The organism is Streptosporangium sp. NPDC050148 (assembly GCF_055586505.1).
In genome coordinates this window covers 236,816-262,504 of record NZ_JBVJIA010000003.1, presented here as the reverse complement: position 1 = coordinate 262,504, position 25,689 = coordinate 236,816, and the positions used below count along the sequence as shown (strand labels likewise).

General features: G+C 70.6%; 21 protein-coding genes and 1 pseudogene. 10 read left to right on the top strand and 12 right to left on the bottom strand.

Translation table 11 applies throughout. The features are described from left to right. Positions 1 to 6 precede the first annotated feature (6 nt). Positions 7 to 1,971, bottom strand: a complete 1,965-nt coding sequence (locus ACZ6RT_RS04740) for an NAD(P)-binding protein (RefSeq protein WP_470152241.1) — start codon at positions 1,969 to 1,971, stop codon at positions 7 to 9. Between the two features lie 442 nt (positions 1,972 to 2,413). Here ACZ6RT_RS04740 and ACZ6RT_RS04735 point away from each other — a divergent pair, with 442 nt between their 5' ends. Then, a complete protein-coding gene (locus ACZ6RT_RS04735) occupies positions 2,414 to 2,689 on the top strand; it encodes a GlsB/YeaQ/YmgE family stress response membrane protein (RefSeq protein ID WP_399185214.1) in 276 nt (91 codons plus the stop codon). 234 nt (positions 2,690 to 2,923) lie between these two features. On the opposite strand, the gene ACZ6RT_RS04730 is transcribed toward ACZ6RT_RS04735, so the two are convergent. The 6 genes and pseudogenes from ACZ6RT_RS04730 to ACZ6RT_RS04705 all read right to left on the bottom strand — a co-directional run bounded on the left by ACZ6RT_RS04730 (position 2,924) and on the right by ACZ6RT_RS04705 (position 8,079). Beyond that, positions 2,924 to 3,616, bottom strand: a complete 693-nt coding sequence (locus ACZ6RT_RS04730) for a hypothetical protein (protein ID WP_470152240.1) — start codon at positions 3,614 to 3,616, stop codon at positions 2,924 to 2,926. Continuing rightward, complete coding sequence (locus ACZ6RT_RS04725) at positions 3,613 to 4,287, bottom strand: RNA polymerase sigma factor (protein ID WP_470152239.1); 675 nt, start codon at positions 4,285 to 4,287, stop codon at positions 3,613 to 3,615. Before ACZ6RT_RS04725 ends, ACZ6RT_RS04730 begins: the two co-directional genes overlap by 4 nt. 328 nt (positions 4,288 to 4,615) lie before the next feature. Next, a complete protein-coding gene (locus tag ACZ6RT_RS04720; RefSeq protein ID WP_470152238.1) occupies positions 4,616 to 6,118 on the bottom strand; it encodes a hypothetical protein in 1,503 nt (500 codons plus the stop codon). A gap of 157 nt (positions 6,119 to 6,275) precedes the next feature. After that, a complete protein-coding gene (locus ACZ6RT_RS04715) occupies positions 6,276 to 6,944 on the bottom strand; it encodes an O-methyltransferase (protein ID WP_470152237.1) in 669 nt (222 codons plus the stop codon). A gap of 88 nt (positions 6,945 to 7,032) precedes the next feature. Next, complete coding sequence (locus ACZ6RT_RS04710; protein WP_470152236.1) at positions 7,033 to 7,269, bottom strand: DUF397 domain-containing protein; 237 nt, start codon at positions 7,267 to 7,269, stop codon at positions 7,033 to 7,035. A gap of 28 nt (positions 7,270 to 7,297) precedes the next feature. Beyond that, positions 7,298 to 8,079 (bottom strand): annotated as a pseudogene (locus ACZ6RT_RS04705) (helix-turn-helix domain-containing protein). 869 nt (positions 8,080 to 8,948) lie between these two features. Here ACZ6RT_RS04705 and ACZ6RT_RS04700 point away from each other — a divergent pair. The 3 genes from ACZ6RT_RS04700 (at position 8,949) to ACZ6RT_RS04690 (ending at position 10,599) form a co-directional block, all read left to right on the top strand. After that, entirely contained in the window at positions 8,949 to 9,260 is a 312-nt protein-coding gene (locus ACZ6RT_RS04700; RefSeq protein WP_399185221.1) for a type II toxin-antitoxin system HicB family antitoxin, read from the top strand. Positions 9,261 to 9,281: 21 nt separating this feature from the next. Then, positions 9,282 to 9,716 (top strand): DUF6941 family protein, encoded by a 435-nt coding sequence (locus ACZ6RT_RS04695; protein ID WP_470152235.1) that lies wholly within the window; start codon positions 9,282 to 9,284, stop codon positions 9,714 to 9,716. 565 nt (positions 9,717 to 10,281) lie between these two features. Beyond that, the gene (locus tag ACZ6RT_RS04690) at positions 10,282 to 10,599 is read left to right on the top strand and encodes a helix-turn-helix domain-containing protein (protein ID WP_399185223.1); all 318 of its coding nucleotides are present in this window, start codon (positions 10,282 to 10,284) and stop codon (positions 10,597 to 10,599) included. A gap of 102 nt (positions 10,600 to 10,701) precedes the next feature. Here the strand turns inward: ACZ6RT_RS04690 and ACZ6RT_RS04685 are convergent, their stop codons facing one another. Both ACZ6RT_RS04685 and wecB read right to left on the bottom strand, forming a co-directional pair. Next, positions 10,702 to 12,759: a glycosyltransferase family protein gene (locus tag ACZ6RT_RS04685; protein ID WP_399185224.1), complete on the bottom strand. Its 2,058-nt coding sequence runs from the start codon at positions 12,757 to 12,759 to the stop codon at positions 10,702 to 10,704. Positions 12,760 to 12,822: 63 nt separating this feature from the next. Further along, a complete protein-coding gene (gene wecB / locus ACZ6RT_RS04680) occupies positions 12,823 to 13,992 on the bottom strand; it encodes a non-hydrolyzing UDP-N-acetylglucosamine 2-epimerase (protein ID WP_399185225.1) in 1,170 nt (389 codons plus the stop codon). 56 nt (positions 13,993 to 14,048) lie between these two features. Here wecB and ACZ6RT_RS04675 point away from each other — a divergent pair, with 56 nt between their 5' ends. The 5 genes from ACZ6RT_RS04675 (at position 14,049) to ACZ6RT_RS04655 (ending at position 21,360) form a co-directional block, all read left to right on the top strand. Beyond that, a complete protein-coding gene (locus ACZ6RT_RS04675) occupies positions 14,049 to 16,259 on the top strand; it encodes a glycosyltransferase family 4 protein (RefSeq protein WP_470152234.1) in 2,211 nt (736 codons plus the stop codon). 129 nt (positions 16,260 to 16,388) lie between these two features. After that, on the top strand, positions 16,389 to 17,651 hold the full coding sequence (locus ACZ6RT_RS04670; RefSeq protein WP_399185227.1) for a nucleotide sugar dehydrogenase: 1,263 nt from the start codon (positions 16,389 to 16,391) through the stop codon (positions 17,649 to 17,651). Between the two features lie 19 nt (positions 17,652 to 17,670). Further along, the gene (locus tag ACZ6RT_RS04665; RefSeq protein ID WP_399185229.1) at positions 17,671 to 18,759 is read left to right on the top strand and encodes a glycosyltransferase; all 1,089 of its coding nucleotides are present in this window, start codon (positions 17,671 to 17,673) and stop codon (positions 18,757 to 18,759) included. A 54-nt stretch (positions 18,760 to 18,813) separates the two neighbouring features. Continuing rightward, entirely contained in the window at positions 18,814 to 20,670 is a 1,857-nt protein-coding gene (locus tag ACZ6RT_RS04660) for a DUF4434 domain-containing protein (RefSeq protein WP_399185230.1), read from the top strand. Between the two features lie 21 nt (positions 20,671 to 20,691). Further along, entirely contained in the window at positions 20,692 to 21,360 is a 669-nt protein-coding gene (locus ACZ6RT_RS04655; protein WP_399185231.1) for an NUDIX hydrolase, read from the top strand. Between the two features lie 63 nt (positions 21,361 to 21,423). Here ACZ6RT_RS04655 and ACZ6RT_RS04650 read toward each other — a convergent pair whose 3' ends face one another. After that, positions 21,424 to 22,095, bottom strand: a complete 672-nt coding sequence (locus tag ACZ6RT_RS04650) for a Uma2 family endonuclease (protein WP_470152233.1) — start codon at positions 22,093 to 22,095, stop codon at positions 21,424 to 21,426. A gap of 83 nt (positions 22,096 to 22,178) precedes the next feature. Between ACZ6RT_RS04650 and hisC the strand changes: the two genes are divergently transcribed. Continuing rightward, positions 22,179 to 23,243 carry a histidinol-phosphate transaminase gene (hisC, locus tag ACZ6RT_RS04645; protein ID WP_470152232.1) on the top strand — a complete coding sequence of 355 codons (1,065 nt, stop codon included), beginning with the start codon at positions 22,179 to 22,181 and terminating at the stop codon, positions 23,241 to 23,243. A gap of 84 nt (positions 23,244 to 23,327) precedes the next feature. Here hisC and ACZ6RT_RS04640 read toward each other — a convergent pair whose 3' ends face one another. Beyond that, positions 23,328 to 24,284, bottom strand: a complete 957-nt coding sequence (locus tag ACZ6RT_RS04640) for an EamA family transporter (protein WP_399185234.1) — start codon at positions 24,282 to 24,284, stop codon at positions 23,328 to 23,330. Between the two features lie 170 nt (positions 24,285 to 24,454). Next, on the bottom strand, positions 24,455 to 25,687 hold the full coding sequence (locus ACZ6RT_RS04635; protein ID WP_399186076.1) for a GTP cyclohydrolase IIa: 1,233 nt from the start codon (positions 25,685 to 25,687) through the stop codon (positions 24,455 to 24,457). Between the last annotated feature and the right edge of the window lie 2 nt (positions 25,688 to 25,689).

The following is a 25,689-nucleotide window of genomic DNA, read 5'->3' as shown; positions in this document are numbered from 1 at the left end:
CGCACCTCAGCGCTGAAGCTCCGCGACCGCGCGGTAGGCGGCCGTGATGGCCGCGTCCGCGCGGGCGGTGGGGACGGAGTCGGAGTTGGCGATCGCGATCCGGCCGTGCGTCCGGCGGGCGGTGGCCGCGGGCGGGTGCCCGTCGGGGTAGAAGGCCAGGTCCCACGGGGTGGCGTACTCGGGCGCGTAGCCCTGGCCCCACCGGTCGACGGTGATCGCCTGGATGTCGCGGGCCGGGTCGAACCCCGCGGGGCCGAGCAGCCGGGCGAGCTGGTCGCGGATGCCGTACTCCAGGTACCGGTACGGCGTCCCCATCAGGGCGTACCGCCCCGAGATCGAGCCCCGCGCGGGCGACACGCCGGGGGTGACCAGGGCCGCGGCCATGTGCACGGTGACCGGGTCGTCCGGCCCGTCCGCGAGCCGGTGGCCGCCGGTCCGGGCCGGAGGGGCGAGCCCGGCCGCGCACCAGTAGGCCCCGGTGAAACGGGCGTGCCCGATCCCGAGCTCCTTCCAGGGCCGCCGGTGGCGGAGCCGGACCGTCGCGCGCAGCAGGGGCACCTTCACGGCCCGGTGCAGCGCGGCCCGTTGCGCGGGCGGCAGGTCGCCGACCAGGTGGGGGATCACGGAGTTCCAGCAGGCCATGATCACGTTTTGGGCCCGGACGGTCCTCACCCGCGGGCCGTCGACGTAGCCGACCGTGGCCGAGGCGGCCGTACCGGCGGGGCCGTCGTTGGCCGCCGAGACGACCGGGCTGGACAGGCGCACGCGCACCCGGTTCCCCGGCCGGTCGAGCGCGGTGCGGTCGAAGGTCGCGGTGGTGATGCCCTCCGCGCCGGTGGCGGTGGCGAAACCCGGGACCATCCGTGCGAGCATCGTCCGGATGATCGCCTGGTTGCCGCCGGGGAAGTGGCAGGAGCGCGACCTCTCCGTCCCCCATTCCTTGATCATGGTGGGGGAGTTGTACCGGGACGGTGCGGACCTGTCGAGCCCCAGCCCGGCGAACCCGGGGTAGCGGTACTCGTCGGCGTCCCCCCAGGCGTCGATCGCGCCCAGGGCGTCGGACCCGTACCCCCACCGCTCGCCCGGCATGGTCGCGACGAACGTCAGCACGTCCGGATGGACCCCGCAGACGTCCCTGAGGAAACCCGCGTAGGTCAGTCGGGCCAGCCGTTCCTGCTTCTCCTCGGCGGACAGCCCGGGAAACCAGTCGGGCGGGTCGAGGTAGAGCATCAGCAGGTCCCTGCGGGCCTGCGCGGAGACGGGGAGCTCGGTGATCCACCGCCCGGCCCGCTCACCGGGGGCGAGCACGACCAGCCTCTCGGAGGGGAACGTCTCCCGGTCGCAGTAGACGGCGTCGTGCATCGGCGCGTCCGGGGACGAGGCCGGTGCGGCGTGCCTGCCGGGCCTGCGGGAACGGATGTCCAGCCTGCCGAGAAGCTCCCTGCCCTCGGGGGTCCAGGCAGGCGGCCTCTCGGCGGACCGCACCCCGCCGTACGCGCCCGCGGGTCCCTTCCCGCCGCCCGGACGGGGCCCACCGTGCAGGGCGTGCCCGCCGACGTCGTCGTGGTCGTCCAGGATCAGGATCCGCGCGGCCGGAGCGCGATCCAGCCACCGGTACGCCGCGCTGACGCCGCTGACCCCGGCTCCGACCACGACCAGGTCGTAGTGCTCGCCGGTGGGCTCCGACGTGCCCGCGGACGGCCGGAACCGAGGGTCGCGCAGGACGTGCGACAGGCTCGGTGGCCGCGCGGTCTCGTCGCACGGGTCCGCGGGGGAGAGCGGGTGGCGGCCGTCGGCGCCCTCCGGCCCGCGAACGCGCGCGGGAACGTCCCCGTTCCTGAAGCGGGGCGAGGGGAGCGCCGCGATCCCGTCCGGGACGACGACCCCGTCGAAGAAGTCCTGGCGGGGGATGTGCCGGTCCATGCCGAGTTCCAGAGCCTTACTCGGATTGATCTCGTGAGGATCGGTCATGAGGCGATCCTCCTGATCTGGAGGGGTCACGCCGGTCGCCGCGCTGCACTTTTCGAGAATCTTTACCCACCCGATCAATGCTCTTCTACGACATATCTCCCATAAGCACAATTACACAGTAAAACTCCTACAAAAGGTGCAAGTCGCCTGCATCGCCCGCCCTTCCCGGCCGCGCCACGCCTCCGGCGGCCGAGCCCGCGCGGCCGGTGCCCCTCACTCTCCGCCTCCCCTCGCCTACCGGCACTTCGCACCCGTATCCAGCGGCCGTATCGCGCCCTGACGTCGGCGGTCACCCCCCGGAGCCACGCCGATGTGAAGACGGAATGGACGACCCCGTGACGTTTCCGTGACCGGCCGCTACCGATTGAGATCACTCCGTGATGTGTTGTTCCTCTTTCCCAGGGCATACGCCTGGCAGCTGAGCAGACAGGGAGCGTGGAACATGACAGTCACCGGCATCATCACCGCCATCGTCATCGGTGCCATCATCGGTTTCCTGGGTCGGCTCGTCGTGCCCGGCAAGCAGGGCATCCCGATCTGGCTGACCATCGTGATCGGTATCGTCGCGGCCCTCATCGGCACCGCGATCGCCAGGGCCCTCGGGGTCTCCAGCACGTCGGGAATCGACTGGATCGAGATCCTCATCCAGATCGCTCTCGCGGCCATCGGCGTCATCCTGGCGGTGAGCCTGTACGGCAGGCGGGGTAGCGTCCGCTAATCCGTGACCGGGGGCGGCCGGTTCCCCAGGGGAGATCCCGAGGGAATCCGGAGACCACCGCCCCCGGCACCGCGACGCCCCCGCCCGGAGTCATCCGGGCGGGGGCGTCGTCGCATGCCGTACCTCCGCGCGATCACGGCCCGTCCACGACACGGACGCGGTACGCCACCTGGAACCCTGGGTCACCCGCGAGAGCCGCAGGGGTTCACGGCGATGCCGAGGGCCATCCCCGGCCTACCCGGCCGGCGTGCCGGGCACCTCGGAGGGGCCGACGGGGTACCCGGTGGTGTCGGCCATGACGCACGGCCTCACCGGCCCGTTCGCGATCCGCGCCCATATGTGCACGGTGGGATCGCCGATGTTGAACTCCAGCACCGCCGTCTGTCCCTCCTCCAGGGCCGCGGGGTTGAAGATGAAGCCCTTCTCCGACACCCCGCCCCTGTCGATGATGACCAGCGGGTTGTCGGCGGCGCGTCCGTAGGACCTCTCGGACGGCAGCAGGTCGTCACCACGCGGATCCTCGCACTGCTTTCCCTGGGGCACGTAATCCACGACCGCCTTGAAGCCCAGGGCGTTCAGATCGGCCTCCAGCTTCTTGGCATCCCTGATCTCGTTGATCCGCACCGAGATCGTGCCGTCGGGATTCCGCGCCACGGCGTAGGCCGGGGCTCCCCCGGAGACGAGAACCGGCACGGCCACCGCCAGCGCCACGGCGGCGGCCAGGACGGGGGCGAGGAACGCCGGACGCCGTAGCGCGTGACGGCGTACCCGCTCCCCGGACCGGGTGTCCCGTTGGATCTCCTGCATCATGAACTCCTTGAGCGGCCGGCGGCGGTCCACCGGAAGGTCCCGCTCCACCGGGACCGGCAGCAGCCGGGCCAGCTCCTCGATCCGACCGGGATCAGGCTGGGGCGTGGCGGTATTCACAGGGTCTTCTCCCGAACGAACCGGACCGCGTTCTCGCGGTCACCGTTTACCTGTCTGGACCGGGCTCCCGGTTCCCATGTCCCTCCCGTCCCCGTCCCCGTCTCCGTCTCCGTCCGTGCTCCCGCTCCGCCTCCCGGCCTCGCCACCGCATTCACGGCGAGCTTCCGTAACCGCCTCCTCGCCCGCGAGAGCCGGGATCGGACCGTGCCCACCGGCACTCCCAGGGCTTCGGCCGCCTCGGCGTACCCGAGACCGGCCCACACGCACAGCGCGATCACTTCCCGCTCCGGGCGGCGCAGCGCGTCCAGGGCCACCCGGACCGATGCCAGCAACTCGTCGTCGTCGACGCGACTCGCCACCTCCTCGGCGATGTCCGGGACCGCCCCGCCCGGAGGCAGCCGGGCCAGCGCCCCCTCGTGCCGCCGGGCTGCACGGTTGACGTTGCGCGCGACGTTGGTCGCGACGCCGAGCAGCCAGGGTCGTAACGAGCCGCCGCCCACGTCGACCCTGCCGCGCAGACGCCACGCCTCCAGGAAGGTAACGGAGACCACGTCCTCGGCGGTCGACCAGTCACCGGTCAGCCGGAAGGCATGGTTGTAGACCGAGCGCGCGTAGTCGTCGAACAGCCGGGCGAAAGCGTCCGGATCTCCGGCGCGCACCCGGGCACGCATAGTCGTTTCCACACACATGTACTGTCCGCCCGAATCCGCCGGTTCCCATGATCACGGTGGTCGCGAACATCACGACCCTCGCTCGACCCCGCACCGCACGACCCGGGTCAGCGCTCATGGTCCTTTCCGGAAGATCCGCCGCAGCCGGCGACTCAGGCCCGGTGACCGATGCCATCGACGGGGTTCACCGATGCCGAACTCCGGGGCCTCTCCAGCCCCTCCGCAGGGCCACGGGTCGTCCCGGAGTCGCGACGTCGTGAGTAGACCACAAGCAGCCCGCGGGCGAGGGACCGAGGTTCGAAGGGCCGGACCCGTCCGGCCCTTTCCCCTACCGTTCCGGTTCCCGAAGCCGCTCCACGATCGCCGTCAGCGCCATCGCCCGGCTCTTGTCCTCGGTGACGGACCGGGCGGCCCGCAGGGCCTCCTCCAGGCGGGCGGGATCCCGCAGCCGCTTCACCACCGCGACCAGCGCCGTCGCCCGGCCCCACTGGTGCGTGATGGACGCGGCGATCCCCAACGCCCGCTCGAGGTGGTCCGCGTCCTCCAGGTACTCGGCCGCCGCGGTGAGCATATTGAGCTGGTACCACTCGTTGTCGGGGGACGCGACGAAATCCAGGACCTGCCCCAGCGCCCGCCGGCGGAGCTCGCTCCCGCTCTCGCTCCGCCACGCCAGCATCGTCAGCACCTTGGCGTGGCCCTTCTGGTCGAGAAGGGCGGTGAGGGCGACCCACCAGACCCTGTCCAGGTGGGCGGGATCGTCCAGGTGCTCCGCGACCGCGGCGAGCGCCTTCCCCCTGGCCGCCGTGTTGACGATGACCCGGGTGGTGTTCAGGGCCTCCTCCAGGATCTCCTCCCGGACGGCGCCCTCGGTGTTCCGTACCAGCGCCGCCAGCGCCTCGGCCCGGCTCACCCGATCGGTGACGGCAGGGCCGACCCGCCCGGCGAGGTCCGCCCGGACGGGGACGTCCAGCCTCCTGGTCACCACGAACAGCGCATACGACCGGTCCTCGTCGTCGGCGACGGCCAGCGCGGCCTCCAGCGCCCGCTCCATCGTCTCGCGCCGGGCGGACCCGTCCGACCTCTCGGCGACCGAGAGCAGCGCGTAGGCCCGCTCCTTGTCGTCCGTGACGGCCAGGGCGGCCCCCAACGCTTCCTCCGTCACCTCGTCCCGGACGGTCCCCTCCAACCCTCCGACCACCGCGACCAGCGCGTACGCCCTGCTCCCCGCGTCGTCGAGGCACCGCGCGGCCCGCAGCGCGCTGTCCAGGAGCTCCTGCCGGGTGGCGCCCTCGGTGTGCTCGGCGATCATCGCCAGCACCCGCGCCCGGGAGCCTCCGTCGGTGATGGTCTCGGCGATCCGTACGGCCTCCTCCCGCCGGGAGGGATCGTCGAGCCGGCCGGCCACCGACTCCAGCGACCGCGCCCGCCGATCCTCGTCGGTCGTGTCCCGGGCCGCCCGCAGCACCCGCTCCACGGCCTCGCGCCGGGCGGACCCGGTGAGGTGCTCGGTCATGTCCGCCAGCAGGGACAACCGGAGCCCCTCGTCGGTGAGGGTCTCGACGATCCGCAGGGACTCCTCCAGCCCGGCGGTGTCCAGCCACCCGGCCGCCATCCTCAGCGCGAACGACCGGTTCACCTCGTCGGCGATGGCCCGGACGGTCCGCAGGATCTCCTCCATCAGCTCCCCGCGGGCCGTGCCCTCCACGTGCGGTACCAGTGCCGTCAGGCGGCACGCCCTCAGCCAGTCGTCGGCGACGGTCCGGGCGGCCTGCAACGCCTCCTCCAGCACCTCCTGCCAGGCGAGGTCGGCCGCGTACTCCGGGTTGCTCATGGCCACGTCACTCCCGAGGGGAAATCCGGGCGACGACCTCGCGGACAAGGACCGGCGAACCCGCCCCGGCCGCGCCTCGTTCCCGTCCGCGTGGCCCGTCGCCCGCCTGCCAACGATCACGTCGGGGGAAATCTAGGCGAACACGACGCGGGAAACATCAGCCCCGAGGGGGATGGCGATCACCCCTGCGGACCACCCGCTCCGGGATCGGGCCGTCGCCGGACGCGTCGGGGAAACGACGGGTGGCCACGAGCGTGGCCAGGTCGGGTGCGAGTCTGAGCTCGGCCGCGTCCAGCCCGGGGTGGTCGAGCCAGTGCATCCGGGCCCGGTCGACGACGTCGCCGAACCGCGGTGGCCAGTGCCGGGCCGGGGTCAGGTCGTCGACGACCAGCGTCCCTCCCGGCCTGAGCAGCAGGTGCGGATCGGCCGGGGGCTCACCCCCCTTGCCCTGCCCGCCACCGTCGAGCACGAGCAGGTCGTACGGCCCGTCCCGGTGGATCTCCCGCCAGTCACCGTGAAGAACCACCACCCGCGGGTGATCGTGGAAGATCCGGGCAGCCGTCGCCGCCCACCGCGCGTCCCGCTCGACACTCACCACCCGCGTCCCCGGCCGGGCACCCGAGACCAGCCAGGCCAGCCCCACCCCGCACCCGGTCCCGGTCTCCCCGATCACCTCGGCACCGGCCGCCGGCGCGTGCAGCAGCCGCCCCTGCTCGGGACGACAGGACGGCCCGAATCCCGCCTCCCGCGCGACCTCGACCGCCCGCCTCACCAGCGGCGGCACTCCCGCCAGCCCGTCGTACGCCGCCGTACCGCCGATCGACATCCACCCAGGCTAGAACGACCGGCCCTCATGGAACGGGGGCATTCGGCTCCCCTCCACGCCCGACGGCGGCTTCGGACCGGCTCCCCGGTCAGGGACGTGTGCCGAAATCTCCGGCCTTGAGACGACCGAGGAAGGCGGTCCAGCCACCCGACGAGAAGACGAGCACGGAGCCACCGGAATCCTTGGAGTCACGGACGGCCACCAGACCAGGGACGGAGGCGACCTCGACGCAGTCGGCTCCACCGTTGCCGCTGAGGCTGCTCTTGCGCCAGGAGGCCTGAGACAGGTCGGCGAGAGCTCGCGGCTCACGCTCTTCTGCGGTCATGAAGTCATCTCCTCTATGACCGAACTCATCAGCGCAGCGGACTTGCCGGGCGGTAGGGCAGCCGCGCGAATATGGTCAAAAAAAGTCTATACCTGCGCACTTCCTCTGGCTTTTCCAAATACATGGAGCCCATCAGATACTCGACATAAGCGACATGAGTATCAGATGGTCGGGGGAACTCCAGGAGGTGGAAAGGGCCGAGCATCCCGGGATGGGCGCCTCCGGCGAAAGGCAGTATCTGGAGAGTGACGCCTGCGAGGTGTCGCGCGTCGTAGAGCCTGAGCAGTTGCTCCCGCATGATCGCGGAGCTGCCGACGACGTGTCGCAGGACCGCTTCGCTCATCACCGCCCACAGCTCCGGCGGGTTCGACCGAGTAAGAAGTTTCTGCCGTGCCATGCGTAGGTCGACGAGCCTGTCGATCTCCTGAGGGGAGTGCCGGGCCTGTCGGCTTCGATGACGGCACGGGCATACGCCTCGGTCTGAAGAATGCCGGGAACCAATTGGGGTTGATAAGTCTGTATCGACGCGGCTTCGGCTTCGAGCCCGATGAAGATCTCGAACCAGGGCGGTACCGCGTCCCCGTGGGCATGCCACCATCCACGTTTACCGGCCTCACGTGCGAGATCGAGCACGGCTTGAGCCTCGCCGCCGGTCGCGTTGTACAGATCGAGAAGTTGCACGAGGACCTTCTGGCGGATGGTCACCCTGCCGGTCTCGAAGCGACTGATCGTCGAGTCGGATCGACCGATGCGCTCGCCCGCCTCGATGGCGGACACGTTCGCGCGCTCTCGTAGCCGACGTAGTTCCATCCCGAGTTGGCGTCGACGAACGGTCGGACTCTGCACGTCGGTCATGCGCCCGCCTTCGTCATCTTGGTGATGATCTGGCTGACCTTCGCGCTGAGCTCTCCTCGTTTGCCGCTGTAGTGCATATGCATATGGGGCTGCACAGATTGCATGCTCTGTGCATACGGGTGATCACACACGGTGAACATCGGAGTTTCCGGAACCGCGCTGAGCAGCCGAAAGGCGGCTTTGTGAACCTTCCGTATCTTTTAGAAAAAAAGTGCTGTTCTCGCAGAGAGGCCAAGCCGCTTTCACATTTAGGTTCGTGAGTATGGAATTTCGACCGGCCCGAAATTTGTGAGGTAGGCCCAGCGCAATCCTGACCGGCATGCTCCCGACGATCATTGTTGATTGGGCCGCGACGTAGTGACCCCGTCGAGATCGACGAGGAGATCCTCGCCCGGGTTCAGCAGAACCGCTCTGAACAAGTCCGCCGTCCATCGTCGAAGACCCCGCCCCCCTCGCCGGCGTGATCCTCTCGTCCTTCGTCAAGAAGGGCTACGTGCGAGATCCTGCTCATTAATTCAGTGATGAACAGTGCTTGAGAACGGGGCGAGATCGGTCCAACGTGTGGAATCATCGACTGCCATGGCGAAGTTCCCCTCGATGAAGGCAAGCAGGTTCCTTGCCGTCCTGATGCGGGAACCTTTGGGTTACGAAGTCGCCCGCCAAAACGGGTCCCATCGGACCCTCAAGGCAATCGGTCTTCCTCCTCTACTTTTCTCATTCCATGACGGGGCCACTGTTCCGCCGGGCATCATTCGCAAGTACCTTGTAGTCGAGGTCGGCTTGTCCGAGGCAGAGGCCTTGGACCTCCTGGGGTAGGTGATCTGATGCGCAAAGTGACCGTCGTCTACCACCACGAGGACGACGTCTGGTGGGCGGAATCGACCGAACCCGATCTTCAAACGTTCGCAGCGGTCGGTGACACCCTCGACGAGGTAAGGGAACTCACCAGGGAAGGCGTCGCCTTCTATCTTGACGAGGCCATAGATCTTGACGAGCGCTACGACCAGGCGCGGCCGGTAGTGGTGCATTTCCTCATGGAGTCAGCCGCAGGGATCGCCGATGCCCTCACCGTCTCGGTGGGTGGTCGGCGAGCCAACGACATCGTCGTAACCCATCCACCCCTCCTGGCCTGCTGAGCAGGTCTACCCTTGGACGGCATGAAGGTCACGCTGCTACTTGCAGATCATGCGCAGGTCGCCGACGGCAAGTTGTTCATCTCAGGTGCCAGCTGGGACTTTGCCAGCATAGGGCGGCTCGCCTGCGGCGTCGGAGTGATCTTCCATGTGCCATGGGACGACAGCGGTAGGCGGATCAAGTTCACGATTCGACTCGTGGATGCGGGCGGAGAGCCTGTGATGCGGGGGGAGTCCGGTGCGGACACCCCCATCGAGGTGTCAGGCGAGTTCGAGGTCGGACGCCCAGCGCATGGCGAGCCTGGAGACGATCTGCATATGCCCGTAGCGTTCAACGCGCAACTGCAGCTCAAGCCAGGTTTGTACACGTGGCAGGTTGAAATCGACGGCCAGGTCGCGGACGATTGGCGCTGGTCGTTTCGTGTGTGCGGGACAACGCCCTCGAGTACTGACATCTGACTGGGGCGTTGCGGGGCCCCGTCGGAGACGGGGCCTCTTTGTTGTGCGGCTCCGCTCCCACCTGAGGGCGGAACCGCCTTTCTGCGCGCCGGTCGCCACCGTCTTCCAAGAAACCCCCGAGCCAGGCCGAGCGATGTCGGGTACGACGAGACGCGACGGTCACGGCGAGCATCCTGCGCTCCTTCCCGCACGGACGCGTCAGCTACGGCGACGGGCCCTGGGCGACCGTACGGATCGCTTCAGCGTCACAGAGCCCGATGGGCGGTCCGTCAGAGAGCTACTACGGCCCGCAGGTGTACGGCGAGGGAAGGCGTGCGCGGAGGTGGGCGGGTGCTCCGGGCGGCTTGTAAGAATCCGTGACCGGCGCGCCCGCCAGGCCGGAGGCCTGAACCCACCGGACCGCCACCGACGACGGCCGCCCGGAGCACCCGCCCACCGGAGCGCGAACACACCTCAAGGCGCTGCTGCCCTCAACGTAGGCGTCGGCGGATAGATGCCAGTCTTTCCGGACGCCGAGGTATACCTGTAGCTATTTGAAAGAACGCGCCCAACAGGAGGATGGCAGATGAGCGGATACGTGCGCTGGAAGGACATCCGGTCTGAACATGTCCAGCGGGCCGGTGGCGAGGAAGCCGTTCAGGCTGGCAAGCGGGAACTTCTGGCCGAGGTCCAAGGACACCGGCTGGCGGAGATCCGCCGCGGGCGCGGTCTGACCCAGCAACAGGTAGCCGATCGCATGGGAGTCACCAAGGGACGCGTCTCTCAGATCGAGCAGGGCAAGATCTCCGGACAGGACATCCTGGCTCGCTATGCCGCTGCCCTCGGTGGTCGGCTCCACCAGTCGATCTACTTCGACGACGGTGACATCGCCGCCATCGCCTGACGATCCCTGCACAAGGTCGGCTCACACACCACTTCGCTGGATGCGTGTCCTGGCCGTCCGGAGCATTCGGCCGCGGGAGCGGGGACACACCCCGGAGCGAGGTCAGATCATCACGTGGTCGTCGGGACGCCCCGCGAAGGAGAACTGGGCGTTGCGGGTGAGCTTGATGTCGTCGGCCTGCCAGGTGTGCATGCCCGCGTCGCCGCTGCGCCAGTAGACGAAGTTGAACCGGTCGGCGGAGTAGATCTTGACCCGGTCCTCCTTCAACCGGCGCACCAGCCGGGTGTCCTCGCCCCGGGTGACGTCCTCGAACCCGTAGTGGCGGAACATGTCCGCCTTGCCGAGGAAGGTACCGCCCTGCACCAGGAAGGCGTAGCGGTGCTCCAGCCCCGGCAGGCGGAGCATGGTGGCGTTGCTGCCCTCGAAGTAGGCGTAGTGCGCGCCCTTGCCGACCAGTTCGGCGTCGGAGTAGTCGAAGGCGCGGGCCAGGTCCGACAGGTAGTGCTCGCCGTAGAGGTTGTCGTCGTCCATCTTGGCGATCAGGTCGCCCTCGGCCGCGGCGATGCCCATGTTCAGGCAGGCGCCCAGCGACAGCGACCGGTCGGCGGGCAGCACCACCACGTCGGTGATCCCGGCCATCCGCGCCTTGTCGGCCACCACCACGGGATCGATGTCCAGGCCGTGCAGCACCATGACGAGCTGGACGGGCCGGTGGACCTGCCGGGCCACCGAGGAGATCGCGTGCTCGATCTGGGAGGCACGGTTGGTGGGCAGCACCACCGAGATCGACCGGGTCCGCTGCTGCACGGGCCTGCCCAGGATCGTCAGGATCTGGTCCACCCGGTGCGAGAACAGGTGCTTGTCGAAGACCTCGCGCATGGCCAGGTGCCCCTGGCGGGCCCGGAGCTCGGGGCTGTTGATCAGGTGCAGGACCTGGTTGTAGGACTCCAGCTCGTCACGGGCGATCGGGATCAGCGACCCGAACGTCTCCTCGATGGCGCGGGACCAGCCCGAGACGATCGACGTCGAGCAGGCCGACAGCTCGAAGATCCGGCGGGCGCACATGGTCGGCGAGTCGAGCACCGAGTTCACGTTCAGGAAGACCTTGTACATCTTGTACGCGGCCAGCATCCGGTCGTACGGGAGCTCGCCCACGATGTGCGGGACGTACTCCTTGGGCCAGGCGTACTTCTCGTCCACGGTCCCGTTGCGGGCGAAGATGTGCAGGCCGAGCTCGCGGATCGGGGCGAGCACGGTCTCCATCTGCTCGCGGCGCTCGGGGTGCTTGTCCCGGAAGTACATGCCCGCGAAGACCACGTCGTGCAGGCGCCCCCGCTTGTCCTGGATCGGGTTGTGCACCCGGGGCTGCGCGGCGAACTGCAGCACGTCCACCCGGTCGTGCCCCAGCACCTCGCGGTAGCGGGGGACCATGTCGCCGTCGCAGGTGAAGACGTGGTCGAACAGCTTGGCCGTGTCGATGAAGAAGTCGAAGTTCGGCGGGTCCTCCTTGTTCCAGAAGACCGTGGGGATCCCCTCGGCGCGGCACCAGTCGAGCAGGGCGCGCAGCTCCGCCTTGGGGGCGTTCGTCCCGGTCATCTGGTAGCGCCAGCGGCCCTGGTTGCCGTACCAGGCCGACTCCACGAACAGAAGCTCCGGGCGCCGCTCGGCGAAGATCTCCGGCCAGTCGCGGAGCCCGAACTCGATCTGGTCCCACTCGTAGCGGAACGCCATCCGGGAGAAGTCGTCCAGGATGACCGCGACCTTGAGATCAGGCCGGACGATCGGCCCGGCCGGCCACTTGACCTCCGGCACGTCCACCGACGGTCCCCGCTGATCGAGCTCCTCGATCACCTCGGTCACCGGACGGGGCGGCTTCGGCCCGCGCTGCGCCTGCATGGCCGAGCGCAGCCTGCCGGGCAGCGCGGTGACCCCCGACCCCTTGGCCGCGGTGAGCGCCTCGGCCACCCGGTAGGGGCGCTGCACCTTGGTCGACTCCAGCTTCCACTGGGCGTACTCGGCCTTGGCCTCGGCGATGGCCAGGCGCCGCTCCAGGTCCCGGACACGCTCCTCGAAGCGTTCGACGGTCTTGCGCTCCTCGGGCAGCCAGTTGATCGGCCCGAGACGCTGGAACTTCGGCTCTTCGGGGGTCTCTTCGCTCATGGGGGATCGCCTTTGTCCGGGGTCGTGCCAGGGTACGGCTTCGGCCGTACCCGAATAGACGCTTTAGAGGGATTTGGGCGATACGGATTGCCCGGCCGGTGAGAGGTTGCCGCCGCGCAGCCAGGTCTCGATCACCCGGGCGATCCGGGGACCGGCCTTGCCGTCCCAGAGCGGGGGCAGCTCGCCCGAGGGGGTCACGGCCCCGTCGGCCAGTGCCCGGTCGGCGGCGGCGGGCAGCTGTGCGGGGGTGACCAGCCGGTTGGTGCCGTGCGTGATGGTGATCGGCCGCTCGGTGTTGGGACGCACGGTCAGGCAGGGGACGCCCAGCATGGTCGTCTCCTCCTGCACGCCACCGGAGTCGGTGACGACCAGTGTCGCGCCCCGTACCAGCGACAGGAAGTCCACGTAGCCGAGCGGGTCGACGATGCGCAGGTTCTCGGAGTCCACCAGCCCGGCCTCGGCCAGACGGGTACGCCCGCGCGGGTGCAGCGGCACCACGAGAGGCAGGCGCGCGCTCACCTCCAGCACGGCGTCGACCAGCTCCTTGGCGGAGGCGGGGTCGTCGACGTTGCCGGGACGGTGCAGGGTGGCGACCCCGTACCGCTCGGGAAGGCCGAGCCGGGCGCGGACCGGCGCGGGGTCGAGGCGGTCCAGCGCGGAGAAGAGGCTGTCGATCATCGGGTTGCCGACGAGGTGCACCCTGGCGGGGTCGACGCCCTCGGCGGCCAGGTGGGAGAGCGCGTCCGGCGAGGTGGCGAAGAGGATGTCCGACAGGGCGTCGGTGACGATCCGGTTGACCTCCTCGGGCATCTCCCGGTCGAAGGAACGCAGCCCCGCCTCCACGTGCGCGGTCGGCACGTGCAGCTTGGCGCAGACGAGGATCGCGGCCAGCGTCGAGTTCACGTCGCCGTAGACGACGACCAGCGCCGGCCGCTGCTCGGTCATCACGTCCTCCAGCCCGACCAGCAGGGCCGCCGTCTGGCGGGCGTGCGAGCCGGAACCGACGGCCAGGTTGGCGATCGGCTCGGGGAGACCGAGGTCGGCGAAGAAGACGTCCGACATCAGCGCGTCGTAGTGCTGACCGGTGTGCACGATGCCCTGCCGCACGCCCGCCTCGGCGAGCGCGCGCACCACCGGTGCGGCCTTCACGAAGTTGGGGCGTGCGCCGAGCACGTGCAGGACGAGGGGATCGCCGGGGCCCTGAGCAGCACCCGGATGGGCAAAGTCCCTCATTGACCTCGCCTTTCATGCGGCAGTGGGGCAAACCTTGCCTATGGTACGGTCACCGCGTGGTATCCGATGCCAGCAGGCCAGACTCCCCCTCGGTTCCGGCGAACTCGGCCCCGGCGAAGCCACCGGGCCGGACGACGCCCTCGGCTCCGTCGAGCCCCTACCCGCCGGTGACGCCCCCGGCCACCGAGAGCGCGTCCCCGCTCACCGAGAGCGCGTCCCCAGCTACCGAGAGCGCGTCCCCGGTCGCCAAGACGACACCCCCGGCCACCGAGAGCACGTCCTCGGCCACCGAGCCGACACCTCCGGCCACCGAGACGACGCCCCCGGCTACCGAGATCACGTCGTCCTCCGTCGTCGAGGCCACGTCCCCGGCCGTCGAGCCGCCCACGGAGACCGAAGCGGACACCGCCACCCCGAACGCGGACGAACCGCAGGTCACGAAAACGGACCCGCCGCAGAACACGGACCCGCCCCAGACCGAGGACGAGGACGCGACCCCGCAGGACACCGACGACCACGCCCCCGGCACCCCCACCCCCTCCGAGACCCCCCTCGACGACGCCGACCCCGACAAGGTCACCGTCGAGCCGGTCTCACCGGTCGCGGACGCCTCCCAGGTGACCGGTGTCCCCTCGGTGTCGGCCAAGTCGTCCCGGGCCGGGCTGCGCGGCCTGCTCAGAGGATTCGTCCAGCACCCGGTGATCGTCTCCCGCGTCGTGGTGACGAAGGTCAAGTCCGACCCGGTACGGGTGGCGCAGGCCGCGGCCGAGACGCTGCCGCCGCGCGTCCGCCCGATCGTGGGCCGGTTCGCCTGGCCGGTCGCGCGCCGCGCCAAGGTCGTCGTCCGCAGGCTCGGCATGCGCATGGTGAAGGGCCCCTGGGCCGAGGCCAAGGAGCACTTCGACTCCGGCCGGATGACCGAGGCCGTCGCGGTGCTGCAGGCGCACACCCGGTACCCCTTCATCAAGCGCCGGGCCGCCTACTACGCGGGCGAGCTGGCCGCGATCCAGCCGAACCCGATCCCGCCCAAGGCCAAGGTGATCGTGGGCGAGCGGTTCCCCGGCCGGGTGCTGCACTGCGTGACCAACGCGCTGCCGTACACGCAGGCCGGGTACACCGTGCGCACGCACCGGATCGTCACCTCGCAGAAGGCCGCCGGCCTGGACCCGCACGTCGTGACGAGCTGGGGCTGGCCGATGATGCAGGGCCACGCCGACGCGACGCCGTACGAGGAGATCGACGGGATCCCCTACCACCGGCTGATCCCCAGCGGTGAGGTGCCCTTCGAGAGCCACGGGCGCATGATCCGGGGCGCCGGCGAGGTGACCGAGCTGGTGCGGACCCTGCGGCCGCAGGTGCTGCACGCCGCGACCGACCACCGCAACGGCTCGGTGGCGCTGGCGGTCCGCGAGCGGACCGGCACCCCGATGGTGTACGAGGTCCGGGGCTTCCTGGAGGAGACCTGGGCCTCCCGCGACCCCAAGCGGGTCGGCAGCCAGCGGCACCTGCTGCAGCGCGACCGCGAGGCGTTCATCATGCGCTCGGCCGACGCCGTCGTCACCCTGGCGGAGACGATGGCCACGGAGATCGCCGAACGCGGGGTACCCCGGGAGAAGATCTATCTCGCGCCGAACGCGGTGGACGACTCGCTGCTCGCCGCCGAGTACGACGGCGCGGCCTTCCGCTCCGCGTACGGTATCGAGCCCGGTGAGATCGTGATGGGCTCGGTCTCCAGCATCGTGGCCTACGAGGGCTTCGCCACCATGATCAGGGCCGCCGCGCTGCTGCGCGACGAGGGGGCGCCGGTCAAGGTGCTGCTCGTCGGGGACGGCGCCGAGCGCCCGGCCCTGCTGGAGCAGGTCGAGGAGCTCGGGCTGGGCGACATCGCGATCCTGCCCGGCCGCGTCGGCCCGGACGAGGCGCTGCAGGCGCAGGCCGCCATCGACATCTTCGTCTGCCCCCGCGAGGACCTGCGGGTGTGCCGGCTGGTCACGCCGCTGAAGCCGGTCGAGGCGATGGCCCTGGGCAAGCCGGTCGTGCTCAGCGACCTGCCCGCCCTGTCGGAACTGGTCGGCTCGGAGGGCGCCGGGATGCTGGTGCCCCCGGGGGACCCCGAGGCGCTGGCCAAGGCCATCGCCGGGCTCCGCGACGACCCGGCCCGCAGGGCCGAGATGGGCGAGGCCGGACGGGCCGAGGTGGCGGCCAAGCGTACGTGGAGCCGCATCGCGGCGACGTACCGTGACATCTACCAGTCGATAGCCGGTTGATGGTCTCGTGTTGGTAACGAGGATTCCGTCCGTTTGTGATGGGTTCAATCGCATTAGGCGTGGCTCGTTCGTACTTGAGATAGCCTTTGCGACCATGAAGTGTTGTTTCCGGCTTTCCAAGGTCATCCTGTGACTGCCTACGACCTGGCAGTCATCGGTCTGGGCTACGTCGGCATGCCCCTGGCCAAGGAGGCCACGGCGGCGGGTCTGCGGGTCGTCGGCCTGGACCTCGACCCGGACAAGGTCGAGGCCCTCAACGCCGGCAGGTCCTACATCGACGACCTGACCGACGCCGACCTGGAGCACATGCTGGCGGCGGGTTTCACCGCCACGCTGGACGAGACCGTGCTGTCCGACAGCGCGGCCGTCGTCATCTGCGTGCCGACCCCGCTGGACGAGGACCACCGCCCCGACCTGTCGTCGGTCGAGGGCGCCACCGGCACCGTCGCCCGCAACCTGAGCGCGGGCACGCTGGTGGTCCTGGAGTCCACGACCTGGCCCGGCACCACCGACGAGGTCGCCCGTCCCATCCTGGAGACCTCCGGTCTGACCGCGGGCACCGACTTCCACCTCGCCTTCTCGCCCGAGCGCATCGACCCGGGCAACCCCAAGTACGGCCTGCGCAACACCCCCAAGGTCGTCGGCGGCTACACCCCGGCCTGCAAGGACCGCGCGGTCGCGTTCTACGCGCGCTTCGTCGAGCAGGTCGTCCCGGTCAGCGGCACCCGCGAGGCCGAGATGGCCAAGCTGCTGGAGAACACCTACCGGCACGTCAACATCGCCCTGGTCAACGAGATGGCCATCTTCTGCGACGAGCTGGGCGTCGACCTGTGGGAGTCGATCGAGGCCGCGGCCACCAAGCCGTTCGGCTTCCAGAAGTTCCTGCCCGGACCCGGCGTCGGCGGGCACTGCATCCCGGTCGACCCGTCCTACCTGTCCTACACGGTGCGCAAGCTCGGCTACCCGTTCCGGTTCGTCGAGCTGGCCCAGGAGATCAACGAGCGGATGCCGTCGTACGTGGTGGCCCGCGTGCAGCGCCTGCTCAACCGGCACCGCAAGCCCGTCAACGGCTCCCGGGTGGCGCTGCTCGGCGTGACGTACAAGCCCGACATCGCCGACGAGCGCGAGACCCCGGCCCTGCCGGTCGCGCGGGCGCTGCTGGAGCTGGGCGCGGAACTGGTCTTCGTCGATCCGTACGTCAAGGAGTGGCGGGTCGACGACGTCCAGGTGACGCGTGAGGAAGACCTCGCCAGGGCGGTGGCCGAAGCCGACGTGACGCTGCTGCTCCAGCAGCACGCCGCCTTCGACCTGTCCGTCGTCGAGGACCAAGGCAAGCTCGTGCTCGACACCCGCGGCGTGCTCGCCGAGGGCGCACGCGTCGAGCGGCTCTAGCGACGGAGGGCTGCGCGCAGTGCACGTGCTCGTCATGACGGTGGTGCATCATCCCGAGGACGCCCGGATCCTGCACCGGCAGATCCGCGCGCTCGTGGACGCCGGTCATGAGGTCACGTACGCGGCCCCGTACACGGCGCGGGGGGTGATGGCCCGTTCCTGGGTGAACGGCGTCGACCTTCCGCGCGCCGCCGAGCGCAAGCGGCTGTCGGCCGTCCGCGCGGCGCGCAAGGTCTTCAAGAGGATGCGCGGACAGGTCGACCTCGTTGTGGTGCACGACCCGGAGCTGCTGCTCGCGGTGGTGGGCGTGCGCAAGCGGCCCCCGGTGGTCTGGGACGTGCACGAGGACACCCCGGCCACGCTCTCGCTGAAGCCCTGGCTGCCGGCGTTCCTGCGCCCGCCGGTGCGGTTTCTGGCCCGGCTCCTGGAGGGCACGGCCGAGCGGCACCTGCACCTGCTGCTGGCCGAGACCGCCTACGCCGGGCGGTTCCGCCAGGCGCACCTGGTGGTCCCCAACGAGACCTGGGTGCCCGACGAGGTGACCCCGCCCGGTGACGACCGCGTCGTCTACCTGGGGTGGCTGTCGGAGGCGCGCGGGGTGCGCGAGGCCATCGAGGTGGCCCGGCTGCTCCAGCCGTACCGGGTGGCGGTCGAGCTGATCGGTTACGCCGACCCGCAGTCGCGGCCGATGCTGAACGAGGCGGTGTCCGAGGGCGTGCTGGAGTGGCGCGACTTCATGCCGAACGACGAGGCGCTCAAGCGGCTCGACGGCGCGCTGGCCGGTCTGTCGCTGCTGCACGACGAGCCCAACTACCGGCACTCCATGCCCACGAAGATCATGGAGTACATGGCCCACGGCATCCCGGTGATCACCACGCCGTCTCCGCGCGCGGTGGAGCTGGTGGAGCGCTACGACAGCGGCATGGTCGTGCCCTGGCGCGACCCCAAGGCGGTGGCACAGGCCGTGCTCTCCCTGCGCGACGACGTCCGGGAGCGGCATGCGCGGGGCGCCCGTGGGTATGCGGCGGCCCGTGCGAACCACCACTGGCCCAACTCGGCCCGCCGTTTCGTCGCCCAGCTGGAGGCGTGGGCGGGCGTCAAGAGCTGACGCCCGGAACGCTCCTTATGTCTGCCTGATCACGAGAACGGTAGTGTCCTGAACGTGCGCTGGCTCATCGCTTTCCTGGGCGCGGCGATCCTCGTCGCGGTTGCGGCGTTCGTGATCGTCGTTCCCTCCGGGAACGACGTCCCGGACGGGCGGAGCACGTCGGCCGCGGCCTCCTCCCGGTCGGCGTCGGCGTCCGCGTCGGCCTCCGCGTCCGCCTCGGCACCGGTGCCCGACACGCCGGAGTTCACCGACCCGTGTGGAACGTTCGACACCGCCACCCGCGCGCCGTACGCGATCACCGGCTACTGGCTGATCCCCACCGCCGACCACTGCACCTGGCGGCGGCAGTTCCGGGCCATCCACGAGGTGGGCGGCGACACCGTCATCCGGATCGGCTGGGGACTGCAGGCCCGCCCGCTCGACGACGACGGCCGCGTGCTGGGCGGCGACGGCGAGATCGACCCGCGCTACGAGCCCTGCGAGGAGGACGGGGTGCCGTGCGCGCTGGCGGCGGAGAACGACCTCAAGGCCGCCAACCCCGGCAACAGGGTGAGCTGGACGTTCGTCTACCGGACCGACGAGGCGTTCGGCCCCGGCCTGTTCCGCTGCCCCGAGTTCGAGCGCAGGATCGTCACCAGGAAGACCGTCTTCTACCGGATCGTCGCCACCGACGACGGCACCGACGACGCGAGCTGCGCGAACATCAGGGCCAAGGGGCGCGGCTACCACGTGATCCTGATCGCCGGCGCGCACGAGGACAGCCTCACCGAGCTGCTCGACCTCGGCGACAGGTTCGGGGTGAAGGTCTTCCCGGCGCTGCCGCTGGCCCCCCGCGACCCGGCGCAGAAGACCCGGGCCGCCAAGCAGGGCACCGACACGCTCACCACCCTCACCCGGCGCATCATGCAGGACTACGGCTCCCGCTTCCAGGACCGCGCCTCGCTGGGCGGCTTCTACCAGCCGTTCGAGCTGCAGATGCGCGAGATGAAGTACGACGACGACGGCGAGGACGACCACCCCACGCTCAAGGTGTACGCCTCCCAGCACCGGATCGTCGAGCAGGAGATGCCCGGCAGGCCCGTCCTGGTCAGCCCCTACCTCGACGCGCGCAAGGAGCGGCCGTTCAGCGCCACCCCCAAGCAGGTCGCCCGCGGGTTCGAGGCCCTGGCCAGGACCGGCGTCGGGATCGTCGCCCCGCAGGACAGCCGGGGCACCGGGAAGGTCGGGCTGTTCTGGCCGGACGAGCGCGAGGAGAAGGTCGACGAGCGGCTGCGGCCGGTCGTCGGCGAGGAGACCAACGGCGACGCCTACCACGGCTCGACCCGCGACTACTACCGCGAGATGTACCTGGCCCGCAACAGGATGGTGGAGCAGGGCCACGACGTGCAGCTGTGGGCCAACGTCGAGTCGTTCGAGCCGTCCGGGGGCGCGGAGGAGCCGTGCGCCGCGGGCTCCGACCGGGGACGTACCGACAAGGAACGGCTGGACACGGCCGTGACCCAGGTCGGGCGCTACGTCTCCAAGGTCGTCTCCTACATGTGGAGCGACTTCTACACCTGCGGCTCGCCGTCCCTGGCCGAGGAGATCGCCCGCGACCACGACCGGCCCATCGCGGCCGACGCGGTACGCGTGCGGCGCGACATCCAGGACGGCGTGGAGATCCGCGGGTACGGCATCCCGATGGGCTGCACGGTCTCGATCACCTGGGAGGGGCTGGAGGAACCCCGCGTCGTGGACGTGGCCGGGGTCGACCTGAACGAGCCGCCGCCCGGCCTGCCGCTGGGGATGCGGACGGCGTGGATCCCGTTCGACTGGTCCCGGGTGCCGGAGGGCACCTGGATCCGGATCACGGTCACCGCACCGGACGGACGTGCCGCCACCGAACCGCTGCATGTCCGCGCGCAGGCATGACCGGGGTGTAACGTGCCTGCCATGGTTCCGCGCATTCCCGTCAGCGTGGACCTGGTCGTCCTCACGGTGCGCTGTCAGGTGCTGAGCGCACTCGTCTGGCGGCGCGACAATCCGCCGTACGAGGGACGCTGGGCCCTGTCAGGCGGCTTCATCCAGCTCGACGAGGACCTTCCCGCCGCCGCGGCCAGGGTCCTCGCCGAACGGGCGGGCCTGCCCGGCGCCCCGGTGCACCTGGAGCAGCTGCAGACCTACGGCTACCCCGACCGCGACCCGCGCCAGCGCGTGCTGAGCGTGGCCTACCTCGGCCTGGCCCCCGACCTGCCGGCCTCCACCGAGGCGCACATGAGCTGGCAGCCGGTCTCCGCGCTGCTGCGCGAGATGGCCTTCGACCACCGGCGGATCATGATCGACGGGATCGAGCGGGCCCGCGCGAAACTGGAGTACACCCCGCTGGGAGCGGCCTTCTGCCCGCCCGAGTTCACCGTCGCCGAGCTGCGCCGGGTCTACGAGATCGTCTGGGGCCGGGGCCTGGACCCGCGGAACTTCCACCGCAAGGTCACCAAGGCCGAGGGGTTCCTGGTGCCCACCGGCGCCGCCACCACCCGCGACGGCGGGCGCCCGGCCAAGCTCTACCGCCGCGGCCCCGCGGTGATGCTGCACCCGCCGATGCTGCGCTCCCTGCGGGAGTGAGCCCGTCAGAGGTCGTTCGTCACGCGCCGATCGGCCACAGGCCCGTCCACCGGAGACCGCCGATCAGAGGTCGTCGATCTCCGTCAGGTCGATGTCGACGTCGAACGGGACGCTGACCTTCAGCCGGTCGTGGTGGATGCCCATGAGCGCGTAGGTCCTGGTCGCCGGGTCCAGCTCGTAGACGTACACGGTCGGGCGGTCGTCGATCTCCTCGACCCGCCAGAAGTGGGTGATGCCCGCCTGGGCGTAGAGGACGGGCTTGCGCTCCCGGTCACGGATCTCCGACTCGTCGGAGACGACCTCGACGGCGAGGACGACGTCCTCCGGCCGGTACGTGGTCTGCTTCCGCCCTTTCACGGCCTCGGCGTGAACCACCACGATGTCCGGCTCGGGGCGCTGACGTTTTCCGAGCGTCACGGTCATCTCCCTGCGAACGCGCAGATCGGCCGGAACGGCGCGACGGAGCTCGCTCTCCAGGAGGAAGAGCACGGACATGTGGAAGTTGGTCTGGGGGCTCACGAAGACGAGAGTGCCATCGACGAGTTCCGTGTGCGGAGGGATCCCCCGAAGTCGGTCGAGGTCACCGGCCACGAAGCCCCTTTTGGGGGGGAACACCCAGGCGGGAAGCGGCTCACGCTCGGGCGAGCTCGCCTCGGGCGACTCCGCCCCGGCCTCCGGCGCCTCGGGCTCCGGCGTCCCGGCGCTCGGCCTCTCGGCCAGTGGTGCGATGCTCATGTCGTCCTCCCGGTCGGGCATGCCTCTCACCTCCAGTGTTACAGGATGATGCCCCATCCGCCCGCTGCTCCTAAAGTAAGGCCATGCCTCGTTTCCGTGCGATCCTGGACACGATGCCCGCCTACCGGGCGGGCAAGGCCGTGGTGTCAGCCGACGGCCGCTCCTACAAGCTCTCCTCCAACGAGTCCCCCTACGAGCCGCTGCCCTCGGTCGTCGAGGCGGTCGCCCGGGCCGCGACCACGATGCACCGCTACCCCGACCCGGCGGCGACGGCACTGACCGAGGCACTCGCCGAGCACCACGGGGTGCCGGCCGAGCACGTGGCGCTCGGCGCGGGCTCGGTGACGGTGGCCCAGCAGCTCTTCGAGACCGTGAGCGAGCCGGGCGCCGAGGTGATCTACGCGTGGCGCTCCTTCGAGGCGTACCCGCTGCTGGCCGACCTGGCCGGGACGACCTCGGTGCGGGTCCCGCTGCTGGGCGAGACGCACCACCTGGACGCGATGGCCGACGCGATCACCCCGAACACTCGGATGATCTTCGTGTGCAACCCGAACAACCCCACCGGCACGGTCGTCCAGGCGGCCGAGCTGGAGGCGTTCCTGGACCGGGTGCCCGAGAGCGTGCTCGTCGTGCTGGACGAGGCCTACCGCGAGTACGTCAGGGACCCCGGGGTCACCGACGGTCTCACCGTCTACCGCGAGCGGCCCAACGTGGCCGTGCTGCGCACCTTCTCCAAGGCGTACGGGCTGGCCGGGCTGCGGGTGGGGTACCTGATCGGCGGCGAGCCGGTGGCCGCCGCGGTCCGCAAGACGACCGTCCCGTTCGCTGTCAACCACCTGGCCCAGGCCGCCGCGATCGCCTCGCTGGCCGCCGAGGACGAGCTGCTGGAGCGGGTCGACGCCGTGGTCGCCGAGCGCGGCCGGGTCCGCGAGGCGCTGATCGAGCAGGGCTGGGAGGTGCCCGCGACCGAGGCCAACTTCGTCTGGCTCCGGCTGGGCGAGCGCACGCTCGACTTCGCCGAGGCGTGCGCCGGCGAGGGCGTCGCGGTACGGCCGTTCGCCGGGGAGGGCGCCCGCGTCTCCATCGGCGACCCCGAGGCCAACGACACCTTCCTGGCCGCCGCCGCGGCCTTCCGCAAGAACGCCTGACCTCGCCCGCACGGCCCGTGCCGCCCCGCGGGGGCCGTACGGGCCTTTACCTCACCTCTTCGGCCCGTACGGGCCCGCCGGTGGTCACACGATCGCGGGTGCCTGCCGCGGCGTGTCGGGCCGTTCGGGCGGCCCGGCCTTCGCGCGGCGTTCGGTGGAGACCACCAGGGCCACCCCGATGAGGATCACCACGCCGGCCGCGACCATCGAGCCGGTGACCGGCTCGCTCAGCACCAGGGCGCCCAGCAGGACCGCCACGACGGGGTTGACGTAGGCGTAGGTGGAGACCAGCGAGATGGGGGCGTTCCCCAGCAGCCACACGTACGCGGTGAAGCCGATCAGCGATCCGACCAGGATCAGGTAGATCAGCGCGATCCACGAGCGCGAGGAGACGGCGGCGAGGTCGAGGTGCTCTCCCACCACGGCCGAGCTCAGGGCGAGCCCGACGCTGCCCACGGCCATCTCGACGGTGCTCGCGGCGAAGGGGTCGTCGGGCATCGGGATGCGCGACGACAGGAACGAGCCCACCGACCACGACAGCGACGCCAGCAGGATGATCGCGATTCCGGCGCCGTCGGCCGCGTTGCCCCCGCCGTCCAGGGAGAGCGCCGCGACCCCGCCGAACCCGACGAGCACCCCGGCGAGCGTCAGGACCTGGGGCCGGTCCCGGGTCAGGATCCTGAAGACCACCAGCCAGAGCGGCACCGAGGCGACCAGCAGCGCCGCCAGCCCGCTGGAGATGTGCTGTTCGGCGACGGCGACCATGCCGTTCCCCCCGGTCAGCAGCAACACGCCGACCAGTGCCGCCCCGCCGGCCTGCCTCCAGGTCATCCGGAACGCCCCGCGCCCCTTCAGCAGGCGTACGACGACGCCGAGGACGAGCGCGGCCGTCATGAAACGACCGGCACCGCTGATCAGCGGCGGGATCGTCTCGATGGTGATCCTGATCGCCAGGTAGGTGGAACCCCACACCACGTACACGATCGCCAGCGCCCCCCAGATGAGGAGCCTCCTGCGGCTGTCAGCACTGTCATCGCCCATGACTCATGACAATAGCGGCTCGCCCCGTCGTTCCGCCCGCGGGTTCCGGTCCTCGAATCGGGCCGAGGGACCGCGCGAGGGTACGCCGGCGGGAGAGCGCGACCCGGGAGCTTCCACCGTGCCGGATACGGCGGAAGCCTCCCGGTCGCGAGAACCGGCCGTGCCGGGACTCAGCGGGTGCCGAGCTTCTCCACGATCAGCCGGTAGAGCTGCCGGGGGCGGCCCGGCTGCGGCGTGCGGTTCGGCGGGAGCGGCCACGCGAGTCCCTCGTCCACCAGCGTGCGCAGCAGCCGCCGTGCCGTCCGCGGGGTGACGCCCAGCATCTTGCCCGCGCCCTCCGCGTCCACCACCGTGTCCCCGCCCTCCAGCTTGGCCGCCAGGCGGGCCAGCACCTCCACGCCCTTGGGCTTCAGCGGCCCGGCGCCCTGAGGGGGCATCCTGGGCGCCGGGATCAGTGCCCTGCCCTCCCGGTCGACGGCGAAGCCCTGGGCCTGCTTGCCCGCCTGGGTGCGCGCCAGCGCGGCCCTGGCGTGGGACTCGGCGTCGTGGGTGGTGCGGCCCATGCCGACCCCCACCTCGACCGCCAGGCCGAGCTCGTCGCGCACCCGGGCGGCGAACGGCAGCACCCGGAACCCCTCGGTGGCCGCGGCCACCGAACCACGGGTCGCGGTGACCATGTAGCTGTGGTCGTCCACCGCGGTGACCGACGCGTTGATCCGGTTGGCCTCCTGCACCAGCAGCCGGTGCAGGGAGAGCCGGAGCTCGTCGCGCCAGTAGCGCGGCGCGGCCCGGCGGACCGGTTCGCGCAGCGTGGGGACCTCCACCAGGACCACGGTCAGCTGCGACTCCTCCAGCCGGTGGTGGGCGCCCAGCAGGGCCGCCGTGTGCAGCGCCGTGCGCACCGCGGCGGAGGTGGGGCGGATCCTGACCACGGGCACCCCTGCCGTCTGGAGGCGGTCGGCGACCGCGGGCAGGCAGGTGAGCGCCCCGCTCGTACTGCCCTGGCGGGCGAGGCGTTCGTGGAAGGCCGCGATCGTGCCGGTGGCGCCCGGCTCGTCGCGGCTCTGTACGTCCCCGGAGGGAAGGCTCAGATCGTTGTAGGCCTCCTCGACCTCTGCTCTGCTCAACACGTCGATGCTGACCCTGCGCGGGTCCATCCGCTCGTCCAGCGCGGCCCTCGCCAGCGCGGCGATCAGTGCCGCGCCGCCGAGCTGGACGTACGTCGCGGGCATCGTCAGCACTCCCGATCGCCGGGCCAGGTCGTAGGGGACCGGGCTGGCGAACAGACACGCGTCCACCCCGGCTCCCAGCCGGGTGACCTTGTCCGCGGCCTCCTGCTCGTCCCGGTATGCCGCCGCCACCAGGCGGCAGGGTAACGGGGCGGCCGCGTGCCCCATCAACATCA

What these genes read in the sequence shown, in the direction of transcription:
- ACZ6RT_RS04740 (WP_470152241.1), bottom strand. Translation starts at nt 1,971, where the DNA reads ATGACCGATCCTCACGAGATCAATCCGAGTAAGGCTCTGGAACTCGGC.
- ACZ6RT_RS04735 (WP_399185214.1), top strand. Translation starts at nt 2,414, where the DNA reads ATGACAGTCACCGGCATCATCACCGCCATCGTCATCGGTGCCATCATC.
- ACZ6RT_RS04725 (WP_470152239.1), bottom strand. Translation starts at nt 4,287, where the DNA reads ATGCGTGCCCGGGTGCGCGCCGGAGATCCGGACGCTTTCGCCCGGCTG.
- ACZ6RT_RS04720 (WP_470152238.1), bottom strand. Translation starts at nt 6,118, where the DNA reads ATGAGCAACCCGGAGTACGCGGCCGACCTCGCCTGGCAGGAGGTGCTG.
- ACZ6RT_RS04715 (WP_470152237.1), bottom strand. Translation starts at nt 6,944, where the DNA reads ATGTCGATCGGCGGTACGGCGGCGTACGACGGGCTGGCGGGAGTGCCG.
- ACZ6RT_RS04710 (WP_470152236.1), bottom strand. Translation starts at nt 7,269, where the DNA reads ATGACCGCAGAAGAGCGTGAGCCGCGAGCTCTCGCCGACCTGTCTCAG.
- ACZ6RT_RS04700 (WP_399185221.1), top strand. Translation starts at nt 8,949, where the DNA reads ATGCGCAAAGTGACCGTCGTCTACCACCACGAGGACGACGTCTGGTGG.
- ACZ6RT_RS04695 (WP_470152235.1), top strand. Translation starts at nt 9,282, where the DNA reads ATGAAGGTCACGCTGCTACTTGCAGATCATGCGCAGGTCGCCGACGGC.
- ACZ6RT_RS04690 (WP_399185223.1), top strand. Translation starts at nt 10,282, where the DNA reads ATGAGCGGATACGTGCGCTGGAAGGACATCCGGTCTGAACATGTCCAG.
- ACZ6RT_RS04685 (WP_399185224.1), bottom strand. Translation starts at nt 12,759, where the DNA reads ATGAGCGAAGAGACCCCCGAAGAGCCGAAGTTCCAGCGTCTCGGGCCG.
- wecB (WP_399185225.1), bottom strand. Translation starts at nt 13,992, where the DNA reads ATGAGGGACTTTGCCCATCCGGGTGCTGCTCAGGGCCCCGGCGATCCC.
- ACZ6RT_RS04655 (WP_399185231.1), top strand. Translation starts at nt 20,692, where the DNA reads ATGGTTCCGCGCATTCCCGTCAGCGTGGACCTGGTCGTCCTCACGGTG.
- ACZ6RT_RS04650 (WP_470152233.1), bottom strand. Translation starts at nt 22,095, where the DNA reads ATGAGCATCGCACCACTGGCCGAGAGGCCGAGCGCCGGGACGCCGGAG.
- hisC (WP_470152232.1), top strand. Translation starts at nt 22,179, where the DNA reads ATGCCTCGTTTCCGTGCGATCCTGGACACGATGCCCGCCTACCGGGCG.
- ACZ6RT_RS04640 (WP_399185234.1), bottom strand. Translation starts at nt 24,284, where the DNA reads ATGGGCGATGACAGTGCTGACAGCCGCAGGAGGCTCCTCATCTGGGGG.
- ACZ6RT_RS04635 (WP_399186076.1), bottom strand. Translation starts at nt 25,687, where the DNA reads ATGTTGATGGGGCACGCGGCCGCCCCGTTACCCTGCCGCCTGGTGGCG.